This is a genomic window from Yersinia mollaretii ATCC 43969, assembly GCF_013282725.1.
GTDB lineage: Bacteria > Pseudomonadota > Gammaproteobacteria > Enterobacterales > Enterobacteriaceae > Yersinia > Yersinia mollaretii.
In genome coordinates, this window is record NZ_CP054043.1 from 1015934 (window position 1) to 1035022 (window position 19089).

The following is a 19089-nucleotide window of genomic DNA, read 5'->3' on the forward strand; positions in this document are numbered from 1 at the left end:
ATTGAGTTTACGTTGGCAGTATATTTAAATAAGATAATATAACCGCCATAAAAGACGGTTATATTATTGCTCAGCTATTTAAACTACGCTTTAAAACCGGGCTTGCCGTTTTCGGCCCGCCATTTTTTAATGGTTTCAAGTATTTTTTCTGGCGTACATTCAGAATCAGAAGGAGCATAGTATATTATATCTGTTCCTTCTGGATGTTCAGTAATACGCTCAAAATGCTCTAACAACTCATCCAAATAATCATCTGTATCAGCAATATTTTCCTCAAAAATCAATTTTATAAAGTCAATAAACTCATCTTCTGTATATTCAGTTATACTGTTTTTCAATTCCATTATTTGCCTCCCTTCTTTGAGTGAATTTCTATATGCCGCCTTGGTGTTACTACTCGTAAGTTATCTATATTGTAAACCTCACCCCCATCCTTAATAAACTTAATGTGATGAATTTCAAAGGATGTGCGCAGGTCCATAGAATCAATTTTCCTAGCTTTTGGGGCTTTACTCGCCCTCATTCGCTCGCGATTACTAATAATAAACTGCTCAGACAGCTCAGGATCATGCCCAACCATGACCCAAAATGCCTCTCTAAATGTATCAAAAGTACTGAACCGTCTGCCACGCAATTGATCCGCAATATGTGCGGGTATCGGTGCGCCTAAATCCTTACCCGCCCCCGCCAGTGCAGCGCTCAATTTTATCTTAATCGATGATTTAGGTAACAGTAAGGCTCTGAGCCGCAATCTTAAATAAGGCGAAGAGTTTGGAATTAAAAAATAATATAACCGCCATAAAAGACGGTTATATTATTGGTTAGAAAAAAATGACTATTTCAATCTAAAGTTACCATTCATCTCGATAATCGAAAGATATCTGATAATCATATTTCGATATATCTATATGATGAGAGAAATATTTTTGTAATATCGGTATCCAATGATCCTCAATATCAAACCCACCATTATTAATGTTATCTTCTAATGGTAAGCCTAGTTGTTCAATAACTGAACCATCAGTTTGTAGATCTACAGAGTACTCCTCCCCTTTACATAATTCTGTTTTTTTATCAAACCAATCTAAATGTAGTTTTAGTCCCATAAATTACCTCATAAATACTTTTTAATGTTACGGTTGGCATCGGCAGGTTTAAGTTGAGTACCTGTTTTATAATCGAACGCGCCTAAATGTTGGCCATCACTAACTCTATAACCCTCTAACTCACCATGCTGTGAATCCCATTCATATATTTTACGGCCTTTTTGATCAATCCAGCGCTCTCTTTTCCCTGAACCACCCTGTTTAGGAGTTTTTCGTTTACTTCTATTAAGATTTATAAAACCAGTAATATCTTCAGTCTTAGGCGCAGGATGATAATCATGGCCAGCCTCCGCCACCCCTTTCCTCGGTTTATTAAAATAAACATACACCGGCTCCAGCCCTGAGTCTGCTGGGAACCAGATAACGTAGTCGTGGAAATCCTGCTCCTCCAGCGCGGGCTGGGGGAATACCGTATGGATCACCGCATGTCGGATTACAATCTCACCGGTATGCAGCGGGGTGACGGGTACACTGATGGGCTGTGGCAACACCGGGCTAATATCTGTTCCCGGCGGAGTCACTGGCGTAAACATAAATGTGCGGGGTGGCACGTTATCCGTGGTGAAAGTATAAGCCCCCTTAGCGGCATCATATTGTGCGCCAACCAGTTTTACCTTGGCGGACACCCCGCCGACTCCGGTTTTTACTGCATGGGCCTCCATCAATCCATCAGTGTCAGTGATTAACATTCGAACCGGGAGTTCAATATCAGCACGCCTTGCTGACCAGCTCCCATGTGATAACCACATACTATGAAGAGGAATAGCCCCGGCTAACCGTGGGCGATCCCAATCCGAGGGGCGCGTTGACCCCTCCCCCGCCATCAGCGGATTGAAAGCGGCAGTAACAACCGCAGAAACAGCTGCTGCCGCTATTGGATCGGCAACCAGATAGTTAATCAGACGAAGAGTGCTGGCTAAGGGTAGGCGATCCCAGCCCAACGGTCGAAATGACTCGCCCTCCTCCTTCAGCGGATTGAAAGCAGCGGCAACAGTCACTGCCATTGGGCCTGCTACTGGGGTGGCTGCAACAGCATCGAGTCTGACCAGTGCCATTCGCAGTGAATCAATCAATCCCTGTGTGACCTCTTGCCCTAGCGTGATAGACCCCTTTCCAGCGACGGCAAGACCCGGCGGGTAGTAACTCCCCATAGAATAAGCGGGTAAAGAGTAAGTATCCTGACGAGTCGCTTCCTGCTGTCTGGCGTGTGCTTTTACTGCTTCTGCTGCTAGCCGTTCATTTTCAATACGTTGCCGCTCAGCCATTTCTGCCGCCAGCCGTTCGTTTTCAATACGTTGCCTTTCAGCCACTTCGGCCGCCTCTCGCTCCCTCCGCGCCTCCTCCCTAAGTTCATGAGTACTGACTATTCGAATCATCGAAATATACAGCGGCTCAATGCCTGATGTTTCGGGAAAGACAATGATGGCATCGTGGGTATGACGACCCGAAGGGGAGGTCACTGCTTTAATCGGGGCATTTTCAACTGGCGTCGCCGTGGGTTTTCCCGCCACTGTCGGCTGCGTTTGATGGCTGGGTTCGATACTCTCAACCACATTGATATGTATCGGCGTGACACCGGGAACAGGCGCGGTATAGACATTCGGTGTCGCCGTGGGCACCGCCTTAACCACCGGAACCCGCTGTGTCACTGTCGGATTTTTGATGAGCACCGCCTGTTGCACCCCCTCTTGCGTTACATCACTGATGCGGACATTAACCGCAACCTCATCAACCGTTTTTAACGTCTCTTTCGGTATATCGGTGACTCTGTCAGCGGGCAACACCGGGGTGGTAAAGTAATTTCCCATCGGGGGATCCGGAGCAATCGAGGAGGGCATCATGCCCATCACCACCACCCCAATGGGGCTGGTGCGCATCGCCCATGACCCGATGCGGGCTAAGTTACTTTCGACAAATGCCGCCACCACCGACAGTCGGCTTAAGGTGATCCCCCAGCCCCCATCAATTAAGGTAATCACCGCCGGCACACCGCCCACCGCCATATAAGCCTGCATATCGGGCCGCTGTGCCAGACTCGGCGCATGACCGACATTTTGTGACGGGTTATTTCCTCCCCGGCCCCCGCCACGATTGCTATTACCAAACTGGCTTGGGCTATAGTGATGAACCTTGCCGTAGGGCGTATTTGAAGTGCCCCAGCCACTGCCGCGATTCGAATTGTGACTACTCCCCCCGGTTGGCCCACCTTTAACGCCACCGGTGGGGCCTCGGCTACCGTGGCCCGTCACATTACTGTGTCCTTCACCCATAATTAATTTCCTTATTTAGAGTTGAGTTTCACCATTAATAAAAATATTTATTAGTCTATTTTCCTTTCCTACCTCCTGATATTGATCCGCCATTGAATTTATTTCTTGTGCATCTCCAGCACGATATTGGATTGCGTCATACACCCATCAATAAAACTCTCGGCGATTTGCAATTGACGCCTAATTTCTCGCTCATTACATTTTTTCAGTCGGGCAATTGAGGCTTTAGATTGCCCATAGACATAATGACGAATAATAAGCTCCAGCTCTTTTTCTCTGGCCGCCCGTTGTAAATTCCCGACTGTCATATCAATTGCCAAACCATCATTATCACTACAGGACTCAAGCTGTTTCCCTCTCAGGGATATTCCTCTAAATCCACTGGCGATATGGGGATAGTCGAGACGACTATTATCTCTGGCCCACACGCCCCATCGAGCGAGAACAGTTTGTATATCAGCCATAACATCTCTCCTTGTTATACCCACCATGTTTAAATTTGCAGGCAGGCGGCAACTTGAAATCTATTGGGTGTATATTTAAAATCCTTTTTATTTGTTTCTAATATAGACAGCAGCAACACCCATAAATAAAAAGACCTCACTAATTAGCAAGGTCTTTTATTATGAGAGAAATTATTTTATGACTGCGGGAATTAAAAGAGTCGGTTCTTCGCGATGAACTTAACCACGATTAACACCTTACAGGAGTTTTTTCGGGCCGTGATAGCATTAATTGAATCATCTTTACGACTCTGGACACAGAATTGTGTACAGAGTCTATAACCGCCATAAAAGACAGTTATATTATTGCTCAGCTATTTAAACTACGCTTTAAAACCGGGCTTGCCGTTTTCGGCACGCCATTTTTTTACAGTTTGAAGTATTCCTTCAGGACTCTCATCGGCTCCAGCGTCTGGATAGTAAATCAAATCAGAGCCATCAGGATGCTCAATGACTTTGGTGAAGTTTCTGACCCAAATATTGTGTAACGCTTCACTTTCAGTATTGGCATCGCAAATATTCAGAATAAGATCTAAAAATTCAGATTCGGTATAATCTTCATACTTATCTTTAAGTTCCATTTATTCACCTTTGTTCCTGGATTGAATTTTAATATAGCGCTTCGGCGTGGCGATACGCAGATTATCCATGTCGTAAACCGCCCCTCCTTCTTTCATCGTATTAACATGATGGCACTCGAATTTATCGCGCCCGTTAATTTTTTCTGATGCTGGAGTGAATGGGGAGAACCTTTTTTTCATCAATGAAATGTTGTGTCGTTTGAACTGCCGGGATAATTCAGGGTCATGCCCGACAACGGCCCAGAACGCCTCACTGAATTTATCAAAAGTACTGAACCGCCTGCCGCGTAATTGGTCTGCAATAGCAGTGGGAATAGCGGCACCTAATCCCCTTGCCGCCCCCGCGAACCAAAGACCAGACACCGTTTTCCCCTGCCCAGAGACAGTACCCGACTCATATCGTGGGTTTTTAAAATAAACATAAACCGGCTCTAATCCCGAATTGGCGGGGAACCCGATGATGTAATCGTGGAAATCCCGATCTTCCCATGTGGGCTGGGGGAGCACAGTATGAATGACGGCATGTCGAATCACCACGCCACCGGTATGTCGCGAGGCGGGTGCTGTACTTGCCGCTGCTGGCACCCCCATGCTGATATCCGCGCCTGACGAGGTGAAGGTAAAAGTACGGGGCAGCCGATGATCCGTGGTGAAAGTATAGGTCTCTTGGTGTGCATCATATTGTGCAGCAACCACTTTGACCTTGGCGGAGATACCAGCAACCCCCGTTTTTACTGCATGGATCTCCATAAAGCCATCCGCATCAGCGATTAACATTCGAATCGGGAGTTCAATGTCATCTTGCTTTGCTGACCCCGTTGCAGGTGAAATCCCTAGGTTGCTGAGGGGGATACTGCCCGCTAAAGGGGGGCGATCCCAGCAGGGTGATTGATGTAAGCCTTTATCTACCTTTACGGGGTAGAAAGCCGCAGCCACTGTCACCGCCAGCGGGCCTGCCATCGAAGCGGCAGTCCCCGTGCTGAGTTTGAACAGTGCCATTCGCAATGAGGCACCTAATCCCTGCGTCACCTCTGGCTCAAGCGCGATAGCCCCCTTTCCGGCAACGGCAAAACCCGGCGGATACAAATTCCCCACCGGGTGCGCGGATAGAGAGTAGGTATTTTGACGAATCGCTTCCTGCTGTTCAGCCTGTGCTTTCGACGCCTCGACAACCAACCTTTGGTGTTCAACACGTTGCCGCTCTGCTGTTTCTGCGACCCATCGCTCATAGGTAATACGATGTTGCTCTGCGGTTTCATCAATCTGTCGTGCGCTTTCATCAACCTGTAGTTCGGTTTCATCAACCTGTCGTGCGCTTTCAACAAGTGGTGTCTTGACTGCCTCAACAGCCATATCGGCGCTCAATGTCACCTCTGTGGGTAAATTGTCGGCAACGACGACCGCCTCCTCCTCCGCAGCAGCGGGATTAGGGCTATCCGTCCCAGCGGGGATAGGCTCCCATACCCAGCGTCCTTTGCGGTGGTTGCGATGACCGCGCCCCTCTCCCGCCGAATTTTTCCCCCGATGACGACGACCCAATCCGGTTAACTCTCGGCGGCCATAAATGACTTCACGGTGGAGTATCTCACTCATACTTAATTTCCTTATTTAGAGTTGAATTCTATAATTAATGAGAATGGTTATTACGCTATTGTGTTTCACACCTCCTAATATTGCTGCTCTATCGGAGTTTGTTTTTATGCATTTCCAATGTGATATGGGATTGTGTGAAGCACCCATCAATAAAACTCTCGGCGATTTGTAATTGACGCCGAATCTCCCGTTCATTGCATTTTTTTAATCGGGCAATTGAGGCTTTAGATTGCCCATAGACATAATGACGAATAATAAGATCCAGCTCTTTCTCTCTGGCCGCGCGCTTTAAATACCCGACGGTAGTATCAATCGCCAAACCATCATTATCACTACAGGACTCAAGCTGCTTCCCTCCTGAGGTTATCCCCCTAAATCCACTGGCGATATGGGGATAGTCCAGATGTGCATTATCTCTGGCCCAGACTCCCCAACGTGTGAGAACAGTTTGTATATCAGCCATAACATCTCTCCTTGTTATATTTGAGTCCTTTTGATTTACTTTTAATATAAGTAGCAACCCTACCCACAAACAGAAAGACCTCACTAATTAGCGAGGTCTTTTATTATTGGGAATAATTCTTTATCACTGAGGGAATAAAAAGAATAGGTTCTTCGCGATGGACTTAATCACGATTAACACCTTACAAGAGTTTTTTCGGGCCGTGATAGCATTAATTTAAAATTTTTTTCGGCAAGAAATAGATAAAATATGAGATAAAAAAAACCGCTGCCATTCATTAATGGCAGCGGTCTCAAAGATGAAGAGCGATTATTATCCAGCGACAGCAATACGTTTCATATCGGTCATATACCCACGCAGCTTATGGCCTACCGCTTCGATCGGATGATTACGGATAGCTTCATTGGCATCACGCAGTTGGGCATTATCTACCGCAGTACCGGCAACACTTTTACCCAAATCACCCGCTTGCAGTGAATCCATAAATTTACCTTTCAACAACGGAACAGCGGCGTTAGCGAACAGGTAGTTACCATATTCTGCGGTATCAGAGATCACCACGTTCATTTCATACAGGCGCTTACGAGCAATGGTATTCGCAATCAGTGGCAGTTCATGCAGAGATTCGTAATAAGCTGACTCTTCGATAATGCCGGAATCAACCATAGTTTCGAATGCCAACTCAACCCCAGCTTTTACCATAGCAATCATCAATACACCGTGGTCGAAATACTCTTGCTCAGAGATTTTACCTTCAAACTGTGGCGCATTCTCAAAGGCTGTTCTGCCCGTCTCTTCACGCCAGCCCAGCAATTTCGCATCATCGTTAGCCCAGTCAGCCATCATGCCACTAGAGAACTCACCGGAAATGATGTCATCCATGTGCTTCTGGAACAGCGGTGCCATGATCTCTTTCAGTTGCTCAGACAAAGCATAAGCACGCAGTTTCGCTGGGTTAGATAAGCGATCCATCATCAGCGTGATGCCACCTTGTTTCAGTGCTTCGGTGATGGTTTCCCAGCCGAATTGAACCAGTTTTTCAGCGTATGCCGCGTCGGTACCTTCAGAAACCAGCTTGTCGAAACACAGCAGTGAACCGGCCTGCAACATACCACAGAGGATAGTTTGCTCGCCCATCAAGTCAGATTTTACTTCCGCAACAAAAGAAGATTCCAGAACACCAGCACGGTGGCCGCCCGTGGCTGCCGCCCAAGCTTTAGCGATTGCCATGCCTTCGCCTTTAGGGTCGTTTTCTGGGTGAACCGCGATCAGTGTCGGCACACCAAAACCCCGTTTGTACTCTTCGCGAACTTCAGTCCCGGGGCATTTTGGCGCAACCATCACCACGGTGATGTCTTTACGCACTTGCTCGCCCACTTCAACAATGTTGAAACCATGGGAGTAACCCAGCGCTGCGCCATCCTTCATCAGTGGCTGAACCGCCTGAACCACTGCGGAGTGCTGTTTGTCTGGAGTCAAGTTAACCACCAAATCTGCCTGTGGGATCAACTCTTCGTAAGTGCCGACTTTGAAGCCATTTTCAGTCGCTTTGCGCCATGAAGCCCGCTTCTCGGCAATGGCTTCTTTACGCAGAGCGTAAGCTACGTCCAGACCGGAGTCGCGCATGTTTAAGCCCTGATTCAGCCCTTGTGCGCCACAGCCCACGATCACCACTTTTTTCCCTTTCAGGTAGCCCGCTTCATCGGCGAATTCGTCACGTGCCATAAAACGACACTTACCTAATTGTGCCAACTGCTGACGCAGGTTCAATGTGTTGAAATAGTTAGCCATGGTATTACTCCGTTCAGATTCTGTTTTGTGGGTGTAGGGGATAACCTTGGATTCACTATATGACAGGAAACACATTGCTGAAATTGATATATTAACAATGTCATATTGCAGATTCTGCAATACAGCCTATTCCTGATGCAATACAATGGATATTCTCCCCCAAGAGGCTGTCTGTGATGGATTTACGTGATCTAAAATTATTCCTGCATTTGGCTGAAAGCCGCCATTTTGGCCGTACCGCCAAAGCCATGCACGTCAGCCCATCCACCCTTTCGCGCCAGATCCAGCGGCTGGAAGAGACGATCGGCCAGCCACTCTTTTTACGTGATAATCGCACCGTCCAACTGACGGATGCGGGAAACCAACTGAAATCCTTTGCGCAGCAGACCTTGCTGCAATATCAGCAATTGCGCCATGCTTTAGGCCAACACGGGCCATCACTGAGTGGCGAACTGCGGCTATTTTGCTCAGTGACGGCCGCTTATAGCCATCTACCCCCGATTTTGGATCGCTTCCGGGCGCGACATCCACTGGTTGAAATCAAACTCACTACCGGTGATGCGGCCGATGCGGTCGATAAAGTGCAATCTAATGAGGCTGATCTCGGGATTGCGGGCCGCCCTGAAGTGCTCCCCAACAGCGTGGCCTTTACCCAGATTGGCGAAATCCCGTTGGTGCTCATTGCGCCTGCACTCCCTTGCGCGGTACGGTCGCAGATCTCGGTTGATCAGCCCGATTGGGCCACGATCCCGTTTATTTTGCCGGAGCACGGGCCATCACGAAAACGCATTGATTTGTGGTTCCGCCGCCAACGCATCTCTAACCCATTAATTTACGCTACGGTTTCCGGTCATGAGGCGATTGTGTCGATGGTCGCATTGGGCTGTGGAGTGGCACTGATTCCGTCAGTGGTGGTGGATAACAGCCCAGAACCGGTGCGCAACCGTATCTCCCTGCTGGATGATGTCTCACTGGTGGAGCCGTTTGAATTGGGGGTTTGTGTCACCAAAAAACGGCTCAATGAGCCGTTGATTGAAGCCTTTTGGGGGCTGCTGTAATGCTAAATCCGGCCATGACTGGCTGGGCAATAGTTTATAGCGGGGTCACCAGCGTATCCGACGCCATATTTGGAATGATCATTTTACTCACAAGAGTAGGAATACAGGACTCAATATTGAAACCACCCATCGCACTGACCAGTTGATCTGATGTCACATAATTGTGGTCATGGGGACCCGTTAAACTCTCAATGAGGTTTCCGCTAGCATCATACTTATGGCTAGCGCAGGAAGTCAGCTCGCCTTCGGCATTAAATTTTTGAGATATTTCAACGAAATCAATAATATTACCGTTAATATCAACATCGTAAGTGCTTTCAGTTCTATTCTTTAGTACACGATGGGAATAGTCAAAATCCAGCGAGATTTCAACGGCACGAATAAGTGCTCCATTAGCACCATAAATACTCATATTGTCTTCATACATCAGTCCATCGTGAAACCGTCTATTTTCTTCAACCTTTGATTGTAACTTACCAGAAGAATCAAACTTTTGGCGCACTGTGGTCATTTCACGACCATCAGCACTACTTTCATGATTAAAAATGACATTACCGGCAGAGTCAAAGCTCTTATCCACTGTTTTAATGGGTTTTTCATTCCTTAACTCCTCTTCCGAGTCGTATACCTCTTCTGTGAGTTCACTCACATCCCCATTATCATCAAGATATTGGGATATATCAGCAATATCAATTAGCTCATTATTACTGTTATAACTTCTTTCTTCAAAAGCAATCCATCGATTTCCATTACCATAACGGAAATTACTTTTTTCTGATCTAATAATTAACTGGCCTAAATCATCATGACGCTCTTTAGTACTGAGAGTCAGTTTTCGATTAGAATCAAAAATATTTCTTAATTCTTCCCTCTCAGTTAATCTATTATCGTCATAGATCGATTTCGTGCTTAAAACAACATCCCCATGAGAGCTAAATAGCTGTTCCACTTTATTCACTATTTTATGACGGAAATTTAATGTGGTTTCAAATTTCGAATAAAAACGTCCATCTTGGTATTCATACTCAGATTTATTGGTCATGGCAGATTTACCACGCCCTGTCCTGATAAGCTCATTACACTTAACTAACTCTCCAGATGTGTTATAAGTTGCATCATGGCGGTTAATGATTCGCCCCGTTTCGGTACGACCAAACGTCGTTATCACCGTTGAGGTCAATTCACCTTTTTTATTATGCACCATCCGTTCACGCCAAATGACCTTGCCATTATCATCCAGTTTATCCAACAACATATCACCATTGACACCTTGATGTTTTTTAAGCAGCGGGTCATTCACATTAACGTCATTATCGTTAACCGTATGCTGATCATAAGAGTTTTTATTATTCATATAGGTACCTATATTATTTGCCAGATTAACCCAATAATAATTATTGGCATATCTTATCTAAAGGCATAATAAGTAAAAATGATTATCACTTTAGCAATACAGAGAGCTATTGATTGCATTTAGATGATAGTAATTTTATCTTGAAATATCTCATGGTGTGATAGTCAATAAGCAAACATACGAATAACGTATGGAACAAGTAAAATAAATAATAATGAATATGAAATTAATCTCTTATCTTCAGGCAATACTGATATATGCGTTACTCATTTATAGATTAAGATTATTTGATTGGAGGGCAATGTTGAGCGGCTGGTGATTACTCCGCTGACCCCACGGCCATTTCGTCGATTGAAGCGGTGATGGAATCTAACAGTGATTTCCGGCGGCGTGTCCGGTGCAACGGCTAATCAATTTCGACTAGAGTCGCAAATTTCAGCAGGGCGTCATTGATTACAACTTCATCAAGCGGTTCCACGAAGCGGGCATTTCGCGCCATAAGATCGATCATTCGGGCTTGATTAAGTAAAACTACACCTTGCGTTGCACATCCTGTGCCCGATAGCGACACTGTAAAACCAGCATGACGCGCATAATTACCCCCCTGAGTTATTGGGGCAACAAGAGCCATACCGAGGTTATTAAATAGTTTTTTTGTCAATACCAGCGCCGGGCGGGCATCTCGCTGCTCACTCCCAATTGCTGGGTTAAAGTCTACTAAAACGATATCGCCACGATCCCATCCCTGCTTACGCTTCACCATATTTCATTCCCTGTCGGTGCGTCGTTACCCCAAACATCTTCTTCTGCCATCATTGGCGCATTTTTATCACACTGTGCGACCAACTCTTCAAGCGTATAACGGCGTTGTGTTGGAGTCAGAATTAATGACCCATTTTTTATTTCTGCATCAAGATGTTGCCCGGTGGTAACACCTAGTTTTTTCAACAATAATGAAGGCAAGACAACGCCACTACTGTTACCCCATTTTTTGATTGCTATAGTCATAATATTATCTCCCGCAAGAAATTATACAAAGTATAAACTTAAGTGCGAAAGAGAACAATGGGAAATTATACATTGTATATACGCGATTGCCCTTTTTATCTACGTCGCAAGGGAACCATCACCATCTTGGCGGGACTGTTCTTCCAACTGCACACAACATTCTGCTAGAAGATACCTCTGATATTGAAGTGAATGATCAATAAACTTCACCCGCTTCCGGTAAAATTGCCTTTAGCAGAAGTGGTACAAATACCTCTCAATGAAAAATGTAACTCATTGCTTTAACAAGAAAAAAATTTGTCCTAAAGTAGCTGTGAGTAATTGCTCACACTAATACCCCTGACTATCATCGCCCGATGAAAACGACCCCGACACCCCATGATGCTATTTTTAAACAATTTCTAACCCATCAACAAACTGCCCGTGACTTTTTGGAGATCCATTTACCGTCTGAATTCCGAAAAATTTGTGACCTCAATACCCTGCAACTGGAATCCGGTAGTTTTATCGAGAATGACCTGCGGGCTTACTATTCTGACGTACTTTACTCGCTAAAAACGCAGACCCATGATGGGTATGTTTACGCGCTGATCGAGCATCAAAGCTCACCCGATAAGCATATGGCCTTTCGGTTAATGCGCTATGCCATCGCTGCGATGCAGCGTCATCTGGATGCGGGCAACGACCAGCTTCCTCTGGTCATCCCCATCCTGTTCTATCATGGAATGGTCACGCCATACCCTTATCCCATGTGCTGGCTGCACGCGTTCAGCGAACCCAAACTTGCCGGACAACTGTATGGCGGCAACTTTCCGTTGATTGATGTGACCGTTATCCCCGATGACGAAATCATGACACACAGGCATATCGCCGTGTTGGAGCTGTTGCAGAAGCACATCCGCCGACGAGACGTGTCCGAACTGTTGAAACCCATGGTGACTCAGATCTCAAAAGGTTACATGACCAAAGATCAGCTCATTTCTGTGATACATTACATACTACAGAATGGTGAAACGGCCGAGCCGGAAAGGTTTATCCTAGATCTGGTCCACTACCTGCCACAGTACGAGGAGGAACTTATGACGATTGCACAGAAATTGGAACAAAATGGCGAAGCTAGAGGCGAAAAGAAAGCAACCCTTAAAATTGCCCGCTCCTTACTGGCTAAAGGTGTTGATCGTATTACGGTAATGGAATCAACGGGCCTGAGTGATAAAGATTTGGCCCAAATTTGCCATTGATACACCCGCTAAATTCATTCTTCTAACAGTCGATGTGGCCCTAAACATCGTCTATTTACGCTATTCCTCACACCTTTCTCCTTGCTGACTTATCATTTATCTCCTTTCTTTTTCTGTAAGTTATCATTTTGATAAATAGATTCTTTTTATCAAAAAAGGTTTATCCTAAAGTGGCTGTGAGTAATTGCTCACACTGATACCCCTGACTATCATCGCCCGATGAAAACGACCCCGACACCCCATGATGCTATTTTTAAACAATTTCTAACCCATCAACAGACTGCCCGTGACTTTTTGGAGATCCATTTACCGTCTGAATTCCGAAAAATTTGTGACCTCAATACCCTGCAACTGGAATCCGGTAGTTTTATCGAGAATGACCTGCGGGCTTACTATTCTGACGTACTTTACTCGCTAAAAACGCAGACCCATGATGGGTATGTTTACGCGCTGATCGAGCATCAAAGCTCACCCGATAAGCATATGGCCTTTCGGTTAATGCGCTATGCCATCGCCGCAATGCAGCGTCATCTCGATGCGGGCAACGACCAGCTTCCTCTGGTCATCCCCATCCTGTTCTATCATGGGATGGTCACGCCATACCCTTACCCCATGTGCTGGCTGCACGCATTCAGTGAACCCAAACTTGCCGGACAACTGTATGGCGGCAACTTTCCGTTGATTGATGTGACCGTTATCCCCGATGACGAAATCATGACACACAAGCATATCGCCGTGTTGGAGCTGTTGCAGAAGCACATCCGCCGACGAGACGTGTCCGAACTGCTGAAACCGATGGTGACTCAGATCTCGAAAGGTTACATGACCAAAGTTCAGCTCATTTCTGTGATACATTACATACTACAGAATGGTGAAACGGCCGAGCCGGAAAGGTTTATCCTAGATCTGGTCCACTACCTGCCACAGTACGAGGAGGAACTTATGACGATTGCACAGAAACTGGAACAAAATGGCGAGAAGAAAGCTACCCTTAAAATTGCCTGTACTATGCTAACCAATGGTCTTGACCGTGCCACTGTAATGAAAATGACGGGTCTAAGTGAAAAAGAACTGACTCAAATCCAGCATTAATCAATCAGCTAGGTCCATAATTTTAACACCGGAAAGGTTTATCCTAGATCTGGTCCACCACCTGCCACAGTACGAGGAGGAACTCATGACAATTGCTCAAAAACTGGAACAAAATGGCCTCCAAAAAGGTATTCAAAAAGGAATACTGATCGGCGAGGCTAATGGGCTTAAGAAAGCGGCTCTTAAAATTGCCTGTACTATGCTAGCCAATGGTCTTGACCGTGCCACTGTAATGAAAATGACGGGCCTGAGCGACAAAGATTTGGCCCAAATTTGCCATTGAAACACCCGCTAAATTCATTCTTCTAACACTCGATGCGCCCTTACCGACATGAAAGCACTCCTCAGTGCGCAGTCTGTTACTGGCGTGTGTCCGCGTATTTTCGGCGTACCGTTGGATAATTTGGTGGTATCTACTGCATTGGCAACGACTTGCCAGCAATGAGCAAAAACGGCTCAATGAGCCGTTGATTGAAGTCTTTTGGGACTGCGGTAAAGGTGATGAGTCATCCGCTGCCAATGGTTTTTTGTACCTGATCTTATTAAGGCATACAGATAACGGCGCTCACGAGTGCTGCTCCCGCCATGATATTGCTTGCAAGAAGAACACTCACGACGTCCTCGCCATAGAGAGGGAAGCTATTGATAGATTCAATTAACTGGTTCTCTTTCCCTGCTGAAGGATCAGTCACCGTCTGAGGCACTATTTCGCCTTCAGAAGGATCAGTCACCGTCTGAGGCACTATTTCGCCTTCAGAAGGATTAGTCACAACCTTAGGCACTATTTCGCCTTCAGGAGGATTAGTCACAACCTGAGGCGCTACTTCGCCTTCAGGAGGATTAGTGACAACCTGAGGTGCGACTTCGCCTTCAGGAGGATTAGTCACAACCTGAGGCACCACTTCGCTTTCAGTCTTATTGAGGCCAACTGCTGGGTCATCATTAGGGAGGTCGATAGTCGTGCCATCTGCATCCAATTTGCTCTCTACACTCCCCAATATATTTCCTGTCATATCGGACTCAGTATATTTGATCGTGTAACCACTAATGTTACCTGCGCTATATTCCGCCTCAACATAGATTTTCATCTTATTAGTGCTACCGACTTTCATCTCTTCGATAGAATAGGAGTGAAAAGTCCCATCGCTATTTTCTTGATAACTCCCCGGCAACTGACCGATAACCGATTTATCATTCCCTCTGATTTTATTTAGATCAGAAAGAATACGTTCTAATTGCCCTTCATTCATTTTTATAGCAGGAATTTCAATGGGTAATGTTATTGAACCTATATCAGGATTAACATTCTCAACGTGATCATTTATTATGTTCATAAATAGCCTCCATCGTTAATCATCAGTTTTACTGCTCGATTTTTACTGCTCGCGTGAGCACTGAAATGAATAACACAAAGCCGTTATTACTCAATAAACAGCAATAAAGTAAAATGAAAATAAGATTATTCAGGTGATGAGGAGGATTGATGGAGTGGCTGCCGAACAAAGTGGCTAGAGCCGCTATCAATAATACGATAGCGGCTCAAATATGAGGGCGTTACTTAGCCTGCAAGGAAAAACTTAAATGCTGGGTTGTTGGTTTCATCGTGGCAATCGTAGCCCAGCGCGGTCAGATGCTGTTCAAATTCCGGCTCGGTGGCCGATAACTCAAACCCTGCCAAAACTCGGCCAAAATCAGTGCCGTGGCTACGGTAGTGGAACAGCGAAATATTCCAGTGTGTGCCTAAGGTATGCAGGAACTTCAGCAATGCGCCCGGTGACTCTGGGAATTCAAAACTGTAGAGGCGCTCACGTAGCGGTTTCGACGGACGTCCCCCCACCATATAACGCACATGGAGTTTAGCCATTTCGTCATCGGAGAGATCCACCACCTGATAGCCTTTCTCCTGTAGCTCGGACAAGATCTCAGCCCGCTCAGCATAACCGCGCGTCAAACGTACCCCGACAAAAATACAGGCGTTTTTCTCATCGGCATAGCGGTAGTTAAACTCCGTCACGGAACGGCCGCCTAGCAGCTCGCAGAAACGCAAGAAGCTGCCTTTTTGCTCAGGAATAGTGACCGCCAACAGAGCTTCGCGCTGCTCGCCCAGCTCACAACGCTCTGATACATAACGTAAACCATGAAAGTTGACGTTAGCACCAGAGAGCACATGGGCCAGTCGTTCACCCTGAATATTATGCTGCTGCACATATTTTTTTAGCCCTGCCAGCGCTAAAGCGCCTGAAGGTTCAGCAATCGCGCGCACATCTTCAAATAGGTCTTTGACTGCCGCGCAGATGGCATCACTGTCAACAGTGATCACCTCGTCCAGATACTCTTGGCACAGGCGGAAAGGCTCATCGCCAATGCGTTTCACCGCCACGCCCTCGGCAAACAGGCCGACACGGGCCAGATCCACCGGCTGGCCCGCATCCAACGCCGCACGTAAACAGGCCGAATCTTCCGCCTCAACCCCGATCACTTTAATCTGCGGCATCAATTGCTTGATCAGCACCGCTACCCCCGCCACCAGCCCGCCGCCGCCGACCGGCACAAATATCCGGTCCAGATGCGCGTCTTGCTGGAGCAGTTCCATTGCCAATGTTCCCTGCCCGGCAATCACTGCGGGGTGGTCAAAAGGGGGAACGAAGGTATAACCCTGCTGCTGGGAGAGTGCGATAGCTTTGCCTTTGGCTTCATCGAAATTGGCACCAAACAGCAGCACCTCGCCACCAAAACCCCGCACGGCATCCACTTTGATGTCAGCGGTGGCCACGGGCATCACAATCAGCGCTTTAATCCCCAGTTTACTGGCCGACAGCGCCACGCCTTGTGCATGGTTGCCCGCAGACGCGGTGATCACGCCACAGGCTTTCTGCTCTTCTGTCAGACCCGCCAGCATGGCGTAAGCCCCACGCAGTTTAAAGCTGTGTACCGGTTGCCGATCTTCTCGCTTCACCAAAATCGTGTTACCCAAACGGGCAGAGATTTTTTCCATCACTTGCAGCGGGGTGACTTGCGCCACCTCATACACTGGCGCGCGGAGTATCGCACGCAGGTATTCTGCCCCACAGGGGGCAGCGGATAAGGGTTGTGATACCGCCATGGAGATTAGCCTCCCAGCTTACTTTTGTCGCGCACCGCACCTTTGTCAGCGCTGGTTGCCAATAGGGCATAAGCGCGCAGTGCATAAGAGACCTGACGTTCGCGGGCTTTCGGCGACCAGGCAGCAGCGCCACGGGCCTCTTCCGTTTCACGACGGGCAGCCAGTTCAGACTCACTCACATCCAATACGATGCCACGATTCGGAATATCGATATTGATGAAATCGCCATCCTGTACCAAACCAATCAAGCCACCACTGGCAGCTTCTGGCGAGACATGACCAATCGACAAGCCCGAGGTGCCGCCGGAGAAACGGCCATCCGTCAACAAGGCGCAGCTCTTGCCCAATCCCATGGATTTCAGGTAGGTGGTCGGGTAGAGCATCTCCTGCATCCCCGGCCCGCCTTTCGGCCCTTCGTAGCGGATAACCACTACGTCACCGGCCACCACTTTGCCGCCAAGAATCGCGGCGACCGCATCATCCTGACTCTCATAAACTTTGGCCGGGCCACGGAAGATCAGACTCTCTTTATCCACGCCCGCCGTTTTTACGATACTGCCATTCTCGGCGATATTGCCGTATAACACCGCCAAACCGCCGTCTTGGCTGTAGGCGTGTTCACGGGTGCGGATACAACCCTCTTCGCGATCAGTATCCAGTGACGGGAAACGGCAATCTTGCGAGAACGCTTTGGTGGTGCGAATACCGGCCGGACCTGCGGCGTACATCTGCTTCACGCCCTCATCTTGGGTCAGCATCACGTCATAGGCTGACAACGTTTGGGTCAGATTCAGCCCCAAGACGTTTTTTACTTCGCGATTCAGCAGGTTAGCACGGTCCAACTCACCTAAAATACCCATCACCCCACCCGCGCGGTGTACATCTTCCATATGATATTTTTGTGTGCTCGGCGCGACTTTGCACAAATGCGGCACTTGGCGAGATAGACGGTCAATATCGCTAATATCGAAATCAACATCCCCTTCCTGCGCCGCCGCCAGCAAGTGCAGTACGGTGTTGGTCGAGCCGCCCATCGCGATATCCAGCGTCATGGCGTTTTCAAATGCCGCTTTGTTGGCGATGCTGCGCGGCAAGGCCGTGACATCATCCTGCTCGTAATAGCGTTTGGTCAGCTCAACGATATGCTTACCGGCATCAAGGAACAGCTGTTTGCGGTCAGCATGAGTCGCCAGCAGAGAACCATTGCCCGGCAAGGCCAAGCCCAGCGCCTCATTCAGGCAGTTCATCGAGTTGGCGGTAAACATCCCTGAGCAGGAGCCGCAGGTTGGGCACGCTGAGCGCTCAATTTGCTCACTGTCGGCATCGCTGACATTGGGGTTGGCCCCCTGAATCATGGCATCCACCAGATCCAGTTTGATGATTTTATCGGACAGCTTGGTTTTACCCGCTTCCATCGGGCCACCGGAGACAAAGATCACCGGAATATTCAGTCGCAGAGAGGCCATCAGCATCCCTGGGGTAATTTTGTCGCAGTTAGAGATACAGACCATGGCATCCGCGCAGTGGGCGTTCACCATGTACTCAACCGAGTCGGCAATCAATTCGCGCGAAGGCAGAGAGTAGAGCATACCGCCGTGCCCCATAGCGATACCATCATCCACCGCAATGGTGTTGAACTCTTTCGCCACACCACCCGAGGCTTCAATTTGCTCCGCGACCAGTTTGCCTAAGTCGCGCAAATGAACGTGGCCCGGTACAAACTGGGTAAATGAGTTAACCACGGCAATAATCGGTTTGCCGAAGTCATCATCGGTCATACCGGTAGCGCGCCACAGTGCGCGGGCGCCGGCCATATTGCGGCCATGAGTGGTGGTATGGGAACGGTACTTAGGCATTGTCTCTTCACTCCAGATTTTTGTATTGCAAATCAATTTGTTGTTGCGGATATAATCTGTTGCAGGTGGC

General features: G+C 47.5%; 19 protein-coding genes. 4 read left to right on the forward strand and 15 right to left on the reverse strand.

Features of this window, described 5'->3' with window-relative positions; genetic code table 11:
* Positions 1–83: 83 nt before the first annotated feature.
* From HRD69_RS04440 to ilvC, 9 genes are all read right to left on the reverse strand, one after another.
* Positions 84–344, reverse strand: coding sequence for a bacteriocin immunity protein (locus HRD69_RS04440; RefSeq protein ID WP_004876986.1), 261 nt, complete (start codon positions 342–344; stop codon positions 84–86).
* On the reverse strand, positions 344–703 hold the full coding sequence (locus tag HRD69_RS04445) for an HNH endonuclease signature motif containing protein (RefSeq protein ID WP_172984600.1): 360 nt from the start codon (positions 701–703) through the stop codon (positions 344–346). The genes HRD69_RS04440 and HRD69_RS04445 overlap by 1 nt, the downstream gene beginning before the upstream one ends.
* 148 nt (positions 704–851) lie before the next feature.
* Positions 852–1106, reverse strand: coding sequence for a colicin E3-like toxin immunity protein (locus HRD69_RS04450; protein ID WP_004876984.1), 255 nt, complete (start codon positions 1104–1106; stop codon positions 852–854).
* 8 nt (positions 1107–1114) lie between these two features.
* Positions 1115–3376, reverse strand: a complete 2262-nt coding sequence (locus HRD69_RS04455; protein ID WP_004876982.1) for an S-type pyocin domain-containing protein — start codon at positions 3374–3376, stop codon at positions 1115–1117.
* A 98-nt stretch (positions 3377–3474) separates the two neighbouring features.
* Positions 3475–3840 carry an antiterminator Q family protein gene (locus HRD69_RS04460; RefSeq protein WP_032815313.1) on the reverse strand — a complete coding sequence of 122 codons (366 nt, stop codon included), beginning with the start codon at positions 3838–3840 and terminating at the stop codon, positions 3475–3477.
* Between the two features lie 362 nt (positions 3841–4202).
* Complete coding sequence (locus tag HRD69_RS04465) at positions 4203–4460, reverse strand: bacteriocin immunity protein (RefSeq protein WP_004876976.1); 258 nt, start codon at positions 4458–4460, stop codon at positions 4203–4205.
* On the reverse strand, positions 4461–6053 hold the full coding sequence (locus tag HRD69_RS04470) for an S-type pyocin domain-containing protein (protein ID WP_004876972.1): 1593 nt from the start codon (positions 6051–6053) through the stop codon (positions 4461–4463).
* A gap of 88 nt (positions 6054–6141) precedes the next feature.
* Complete coding sequence (locus tag HRD69_RS04475; RefSeq protein ID WP_004876970.1) at positions 6142–6516, reverse strand: antiterminator Q family protein; 375 nt, start codon at positions 6514–6516, stop codon at positions 6142–6144.
* A gap of 312 nt (positions 6517–6828) precedes the next feature.
* Positions 6829–8307, reverse strand: a complete 1479-nt coding sequence (gene ilvC, locus HRD69_RS04480; protein ID WP_032815311.1) for a ketol-acid reductoisomerase — start codon at positions 8305–8307, stop codon at positions 6829–6831.
* 176 nt (positions 8308–8483) lie between these two features.
* On the opposite strand from ilvC, the gene ilvY reads away from it, so the two are divergent.
* A complete protein-coding gene (gene ilvY / locus HRD69_RS04485) occupies positions 8484–9365 on the forward strand; it encodes an HTH-type transcriptional activator IlvY (RefSeq protein WP_004876966.1) in 882 nt (293 codons plus the stop codon).
* A 34-nt stretch (positions 9366–9399) separates the two neighbouring features.
* Here ilvY and HRD69_RS04490 read toward each other — a convergent pair whose 3' ends face one another.
* From HRD69_RS04490 to HRD69_RS04500, 3 genes are all read right to left on the reverse strand, one after another.
* A complete protein-coding gene (locus HRD69_RS04490) occupies positions 9400–10719 on the reverse strand; it encodes a hypothetical protein (protein WP_004876964.1) in 1320 nt (439 codons plus the stop codon).
* A 406-nt stretch (positions 10720–11125) separates the two neighbouring features.
* Positions 11126–11482 (reverse strand): type II toxin-antitoxin system ChpB family toxin, encoded by a 357-nt coding sequence (locus HRD69_RS04495; RefSeq protein ID WP_145569604.1) that lies wholly within the window; start codon positions 11480–11482, stop codon positions 11126–11128.
* Entirely contained in the window at positions 11476–11727 is a 252-nt protein-coding gene (locus tag HRD69_RS04500; RefSeq protein ID WP_004876962.1) for an AbrB/MazE/SpoVT family DNA-binding domain-containing protein, read from the reverse strand. The genes HRD69_RS04495 and HRD69_RS04500 overlap by 7 nt, the downstream gene beginning before the upstream one ends.
* A 356-nt stretch (positions 11728–12083) precedes the next feature.
* Between HRD69_RS04500 and HRD69_RS04505 the strand changes: the two genes are divergently transcribed.
* From HRD69_RS04505 to HRD69_RS04515, 3 genes are all read left to right on the forward strand, one after another.
* Positions 12084–12968: an Rpn family recombination-promoting nuclease/putative transposase gene (locus tag HRD69_RS04505; protein ID WP_172984601.1), complete on the forward strand. Its 885-nt coding sequence runs from the start codon at positions 12084–12086 to the stop codon at positions 12966–12968.
* A 219-nt stretch (positions 12969–13187) separates the two neighbouring features.
* The gene (locus HRD69_RS04510; protein WP_172984602.1) at positions 13188–14060 is read left to right on the forward strand and encodes an Rpn family recombination-promoting nuclease/putative transposase; all 873 of its coding nucleotides are present in this window, start codon (positions 13188–13190) and stop codon (positions 14058–14060) included.
* An 85-nt stretch (positions 14061–14145) separates the two neighbouring features.
* A complete protein-coding gene (locus HRD69_RS04515; RefSeq protein ID WP_004877662.1) occupies positions 14146–14343 on the forward strand; it encodes an RpnC/YadD family protein in 198 nt (65 codons plus the stop codon).
* Between the two features lie 259 nt (positions 14344–14602).
* Here the strand turns inward: HRD69_RS04515 and HRD69_RS04525 are convergent, their stop codons facing one another.
* The 3 genes from HRD69_RS04525 to ilvD form a co-directional block, all read right to left on the reverse strand.
* Entirely contained in the window at positions 14603–15394 is a 792-nt protein-coding gene (locus HRD69_RS04525; RefSeq protein ID WP_004877660.1) for a hypothetical protein, read from the reverse strand.
* Positions 15395–15618: 224 nt separating this feature from the next.
* The gene (gene ilvA / locus HRD69_RS04530) at positions 15619–17163 is read right to left on the reverse strand and encodes a threonine ammonia-lyase, biosynthetic (RefSeq protein ID WP_004877658.1); all 1545 of its coding nucleotides are present in this window, start codon (positions 17161–17163) and stop codon (positions 15619–15621) included.
* Between the two features lie 5 nt (positions 17164–17168).
* A complete protein-coding gene (ilvD, locus tag HRD69_RS04535; protein ID WP_032815499.1) occupies positions 17169–19019 on the reverse strand; it encodes a dihydroxy-acid dehydratase in 1851 nt (616 codons plus the stop codon).
* Between the last annotated feature and the right edge of the window lie 70 nt (positions 19020–19089).

Bases quoted from the DNA above. Each gene is read 5' to 3' on its own strand.
- HRD69_RS04440 (WP_004876986.1), bottom strand. From the start codon at position 344: ATGGAATTGAAAAACAGTATAACTGAATATACAGAAGATGAGTTTATT.
- HRD69_RS04450 (WP_004876984.1), bottom strand. From the start codon at position 1,106: ATGGGACTAAAACTACATTTAGATTGGTTTGATAAAAAAACAGAATTA.
- HRD69_RS04455 (WP_004876982.1), bottom strand. From the start codon at position 3,376: ATGGGTGAAGGACACAGTAATGTGACGGGCCACGGTAGCCGAGGCCCC.
- HRD69_RS04460 (WP_032815313.1), bottom strand. From the start codon at position 3,840: ATGGCTGATATACAAACTGTTCTCGCTCGATGGGGCGTGTGGGCCAGA.
- HRD69_RS04465 (WP_004876976.1), bottom strand. From the start codon at position 4,460: ATGGAACTTAAAGATAAGTATGAAGATTATACCGAATCTGAATTTTTA.
- HRD69_RS04470 (WP_004876972.1), bottom strand. From the start codon at position 6,053: ATGAGTGAGATACTCCACCGTGAAGTCATTTATGGCCGCCGAGAGTTA.
- HRD69_RS04475 (WP_004876970.1), bottom strand. From the start codon at position 6,516: ATGGCTGATATACAAACTGTTCTCACACGTTGGGGAGTCTGGGCCAGA.
- ilvC (WP_032815311.1), bottom strand. From the start codon at position 8,307: ATGGCTAACTATTTCAACACATTGAACCTGCGTCAGCAGTTGGCACAA.
- ilvY (WP_004876966.1), top strand. From the start codon at position 8,484: ATGGATTTACGTGATCTAAAATTATTCCTGCATTTGGCTGAAAGCCGC.
- HRD69_RS04490 (WP_004876964.1), bottom strand. From the start codon at position 10,719: ATGAATAATAAAAACTCTTATGATCAGCATACGGTTAACGATAATGAC.
- HRD69_RS04495 (WP_145569604.1), bottom strand. From the start codon at position 11,482: ATGGTGAAGCGTAAGCAGGGATGGGATCGTGGCGATATCGTTTTAGTA.
- HRD69_RS04500 (WP_004876962.1), bottom strand. From the start codon at position 11,727: ATGACTATAGCAATCAAAAAATGGGGTAACAGTAGTGGCGTTGTCTTG.
- HRD69_RS04505 (WP_172984601.1), top strand. From the start codon at position 12,084: ATGAAAACGACCCCGACACCCCATGATGCTATTTTTAAACAATTTCTA.
- HRD69_RS04510 (WP_172984602.1), top strand. From the start codon at position 13,188: ATGAAAACGACCCCGACACCCCATGATGCTATTTTTAAACAATTTCTA.
- HRD69_RS04515 (WP_004877662.1), top strand. From the start codon at position 14,146: ATGACAATTGCTCAAAAACTGGAACAAAATGGCCTCCAAAAAGGTATT.
- HRD69_RS04525 (WP_004877660.1), bottom strand. From the start codon at position 15,394: ATGAACATAATAAATGATCACGTTGAGAATGTTAATCCTGATATAGGT.
- ilvA (WP_004877658.1), bottom strand. From the start codon at position 17,163: ATGGCGGTATCACAACCCTTATCCGCTGCCCCCTGTGGGGCAGAATAC.
- ilvD (WP_032815499.1), bottom strand. From the start codon at position 19,019: ATGCCTAAGTACCGTTCCCATACCACCACTCATGGCCGCAATATGGCC.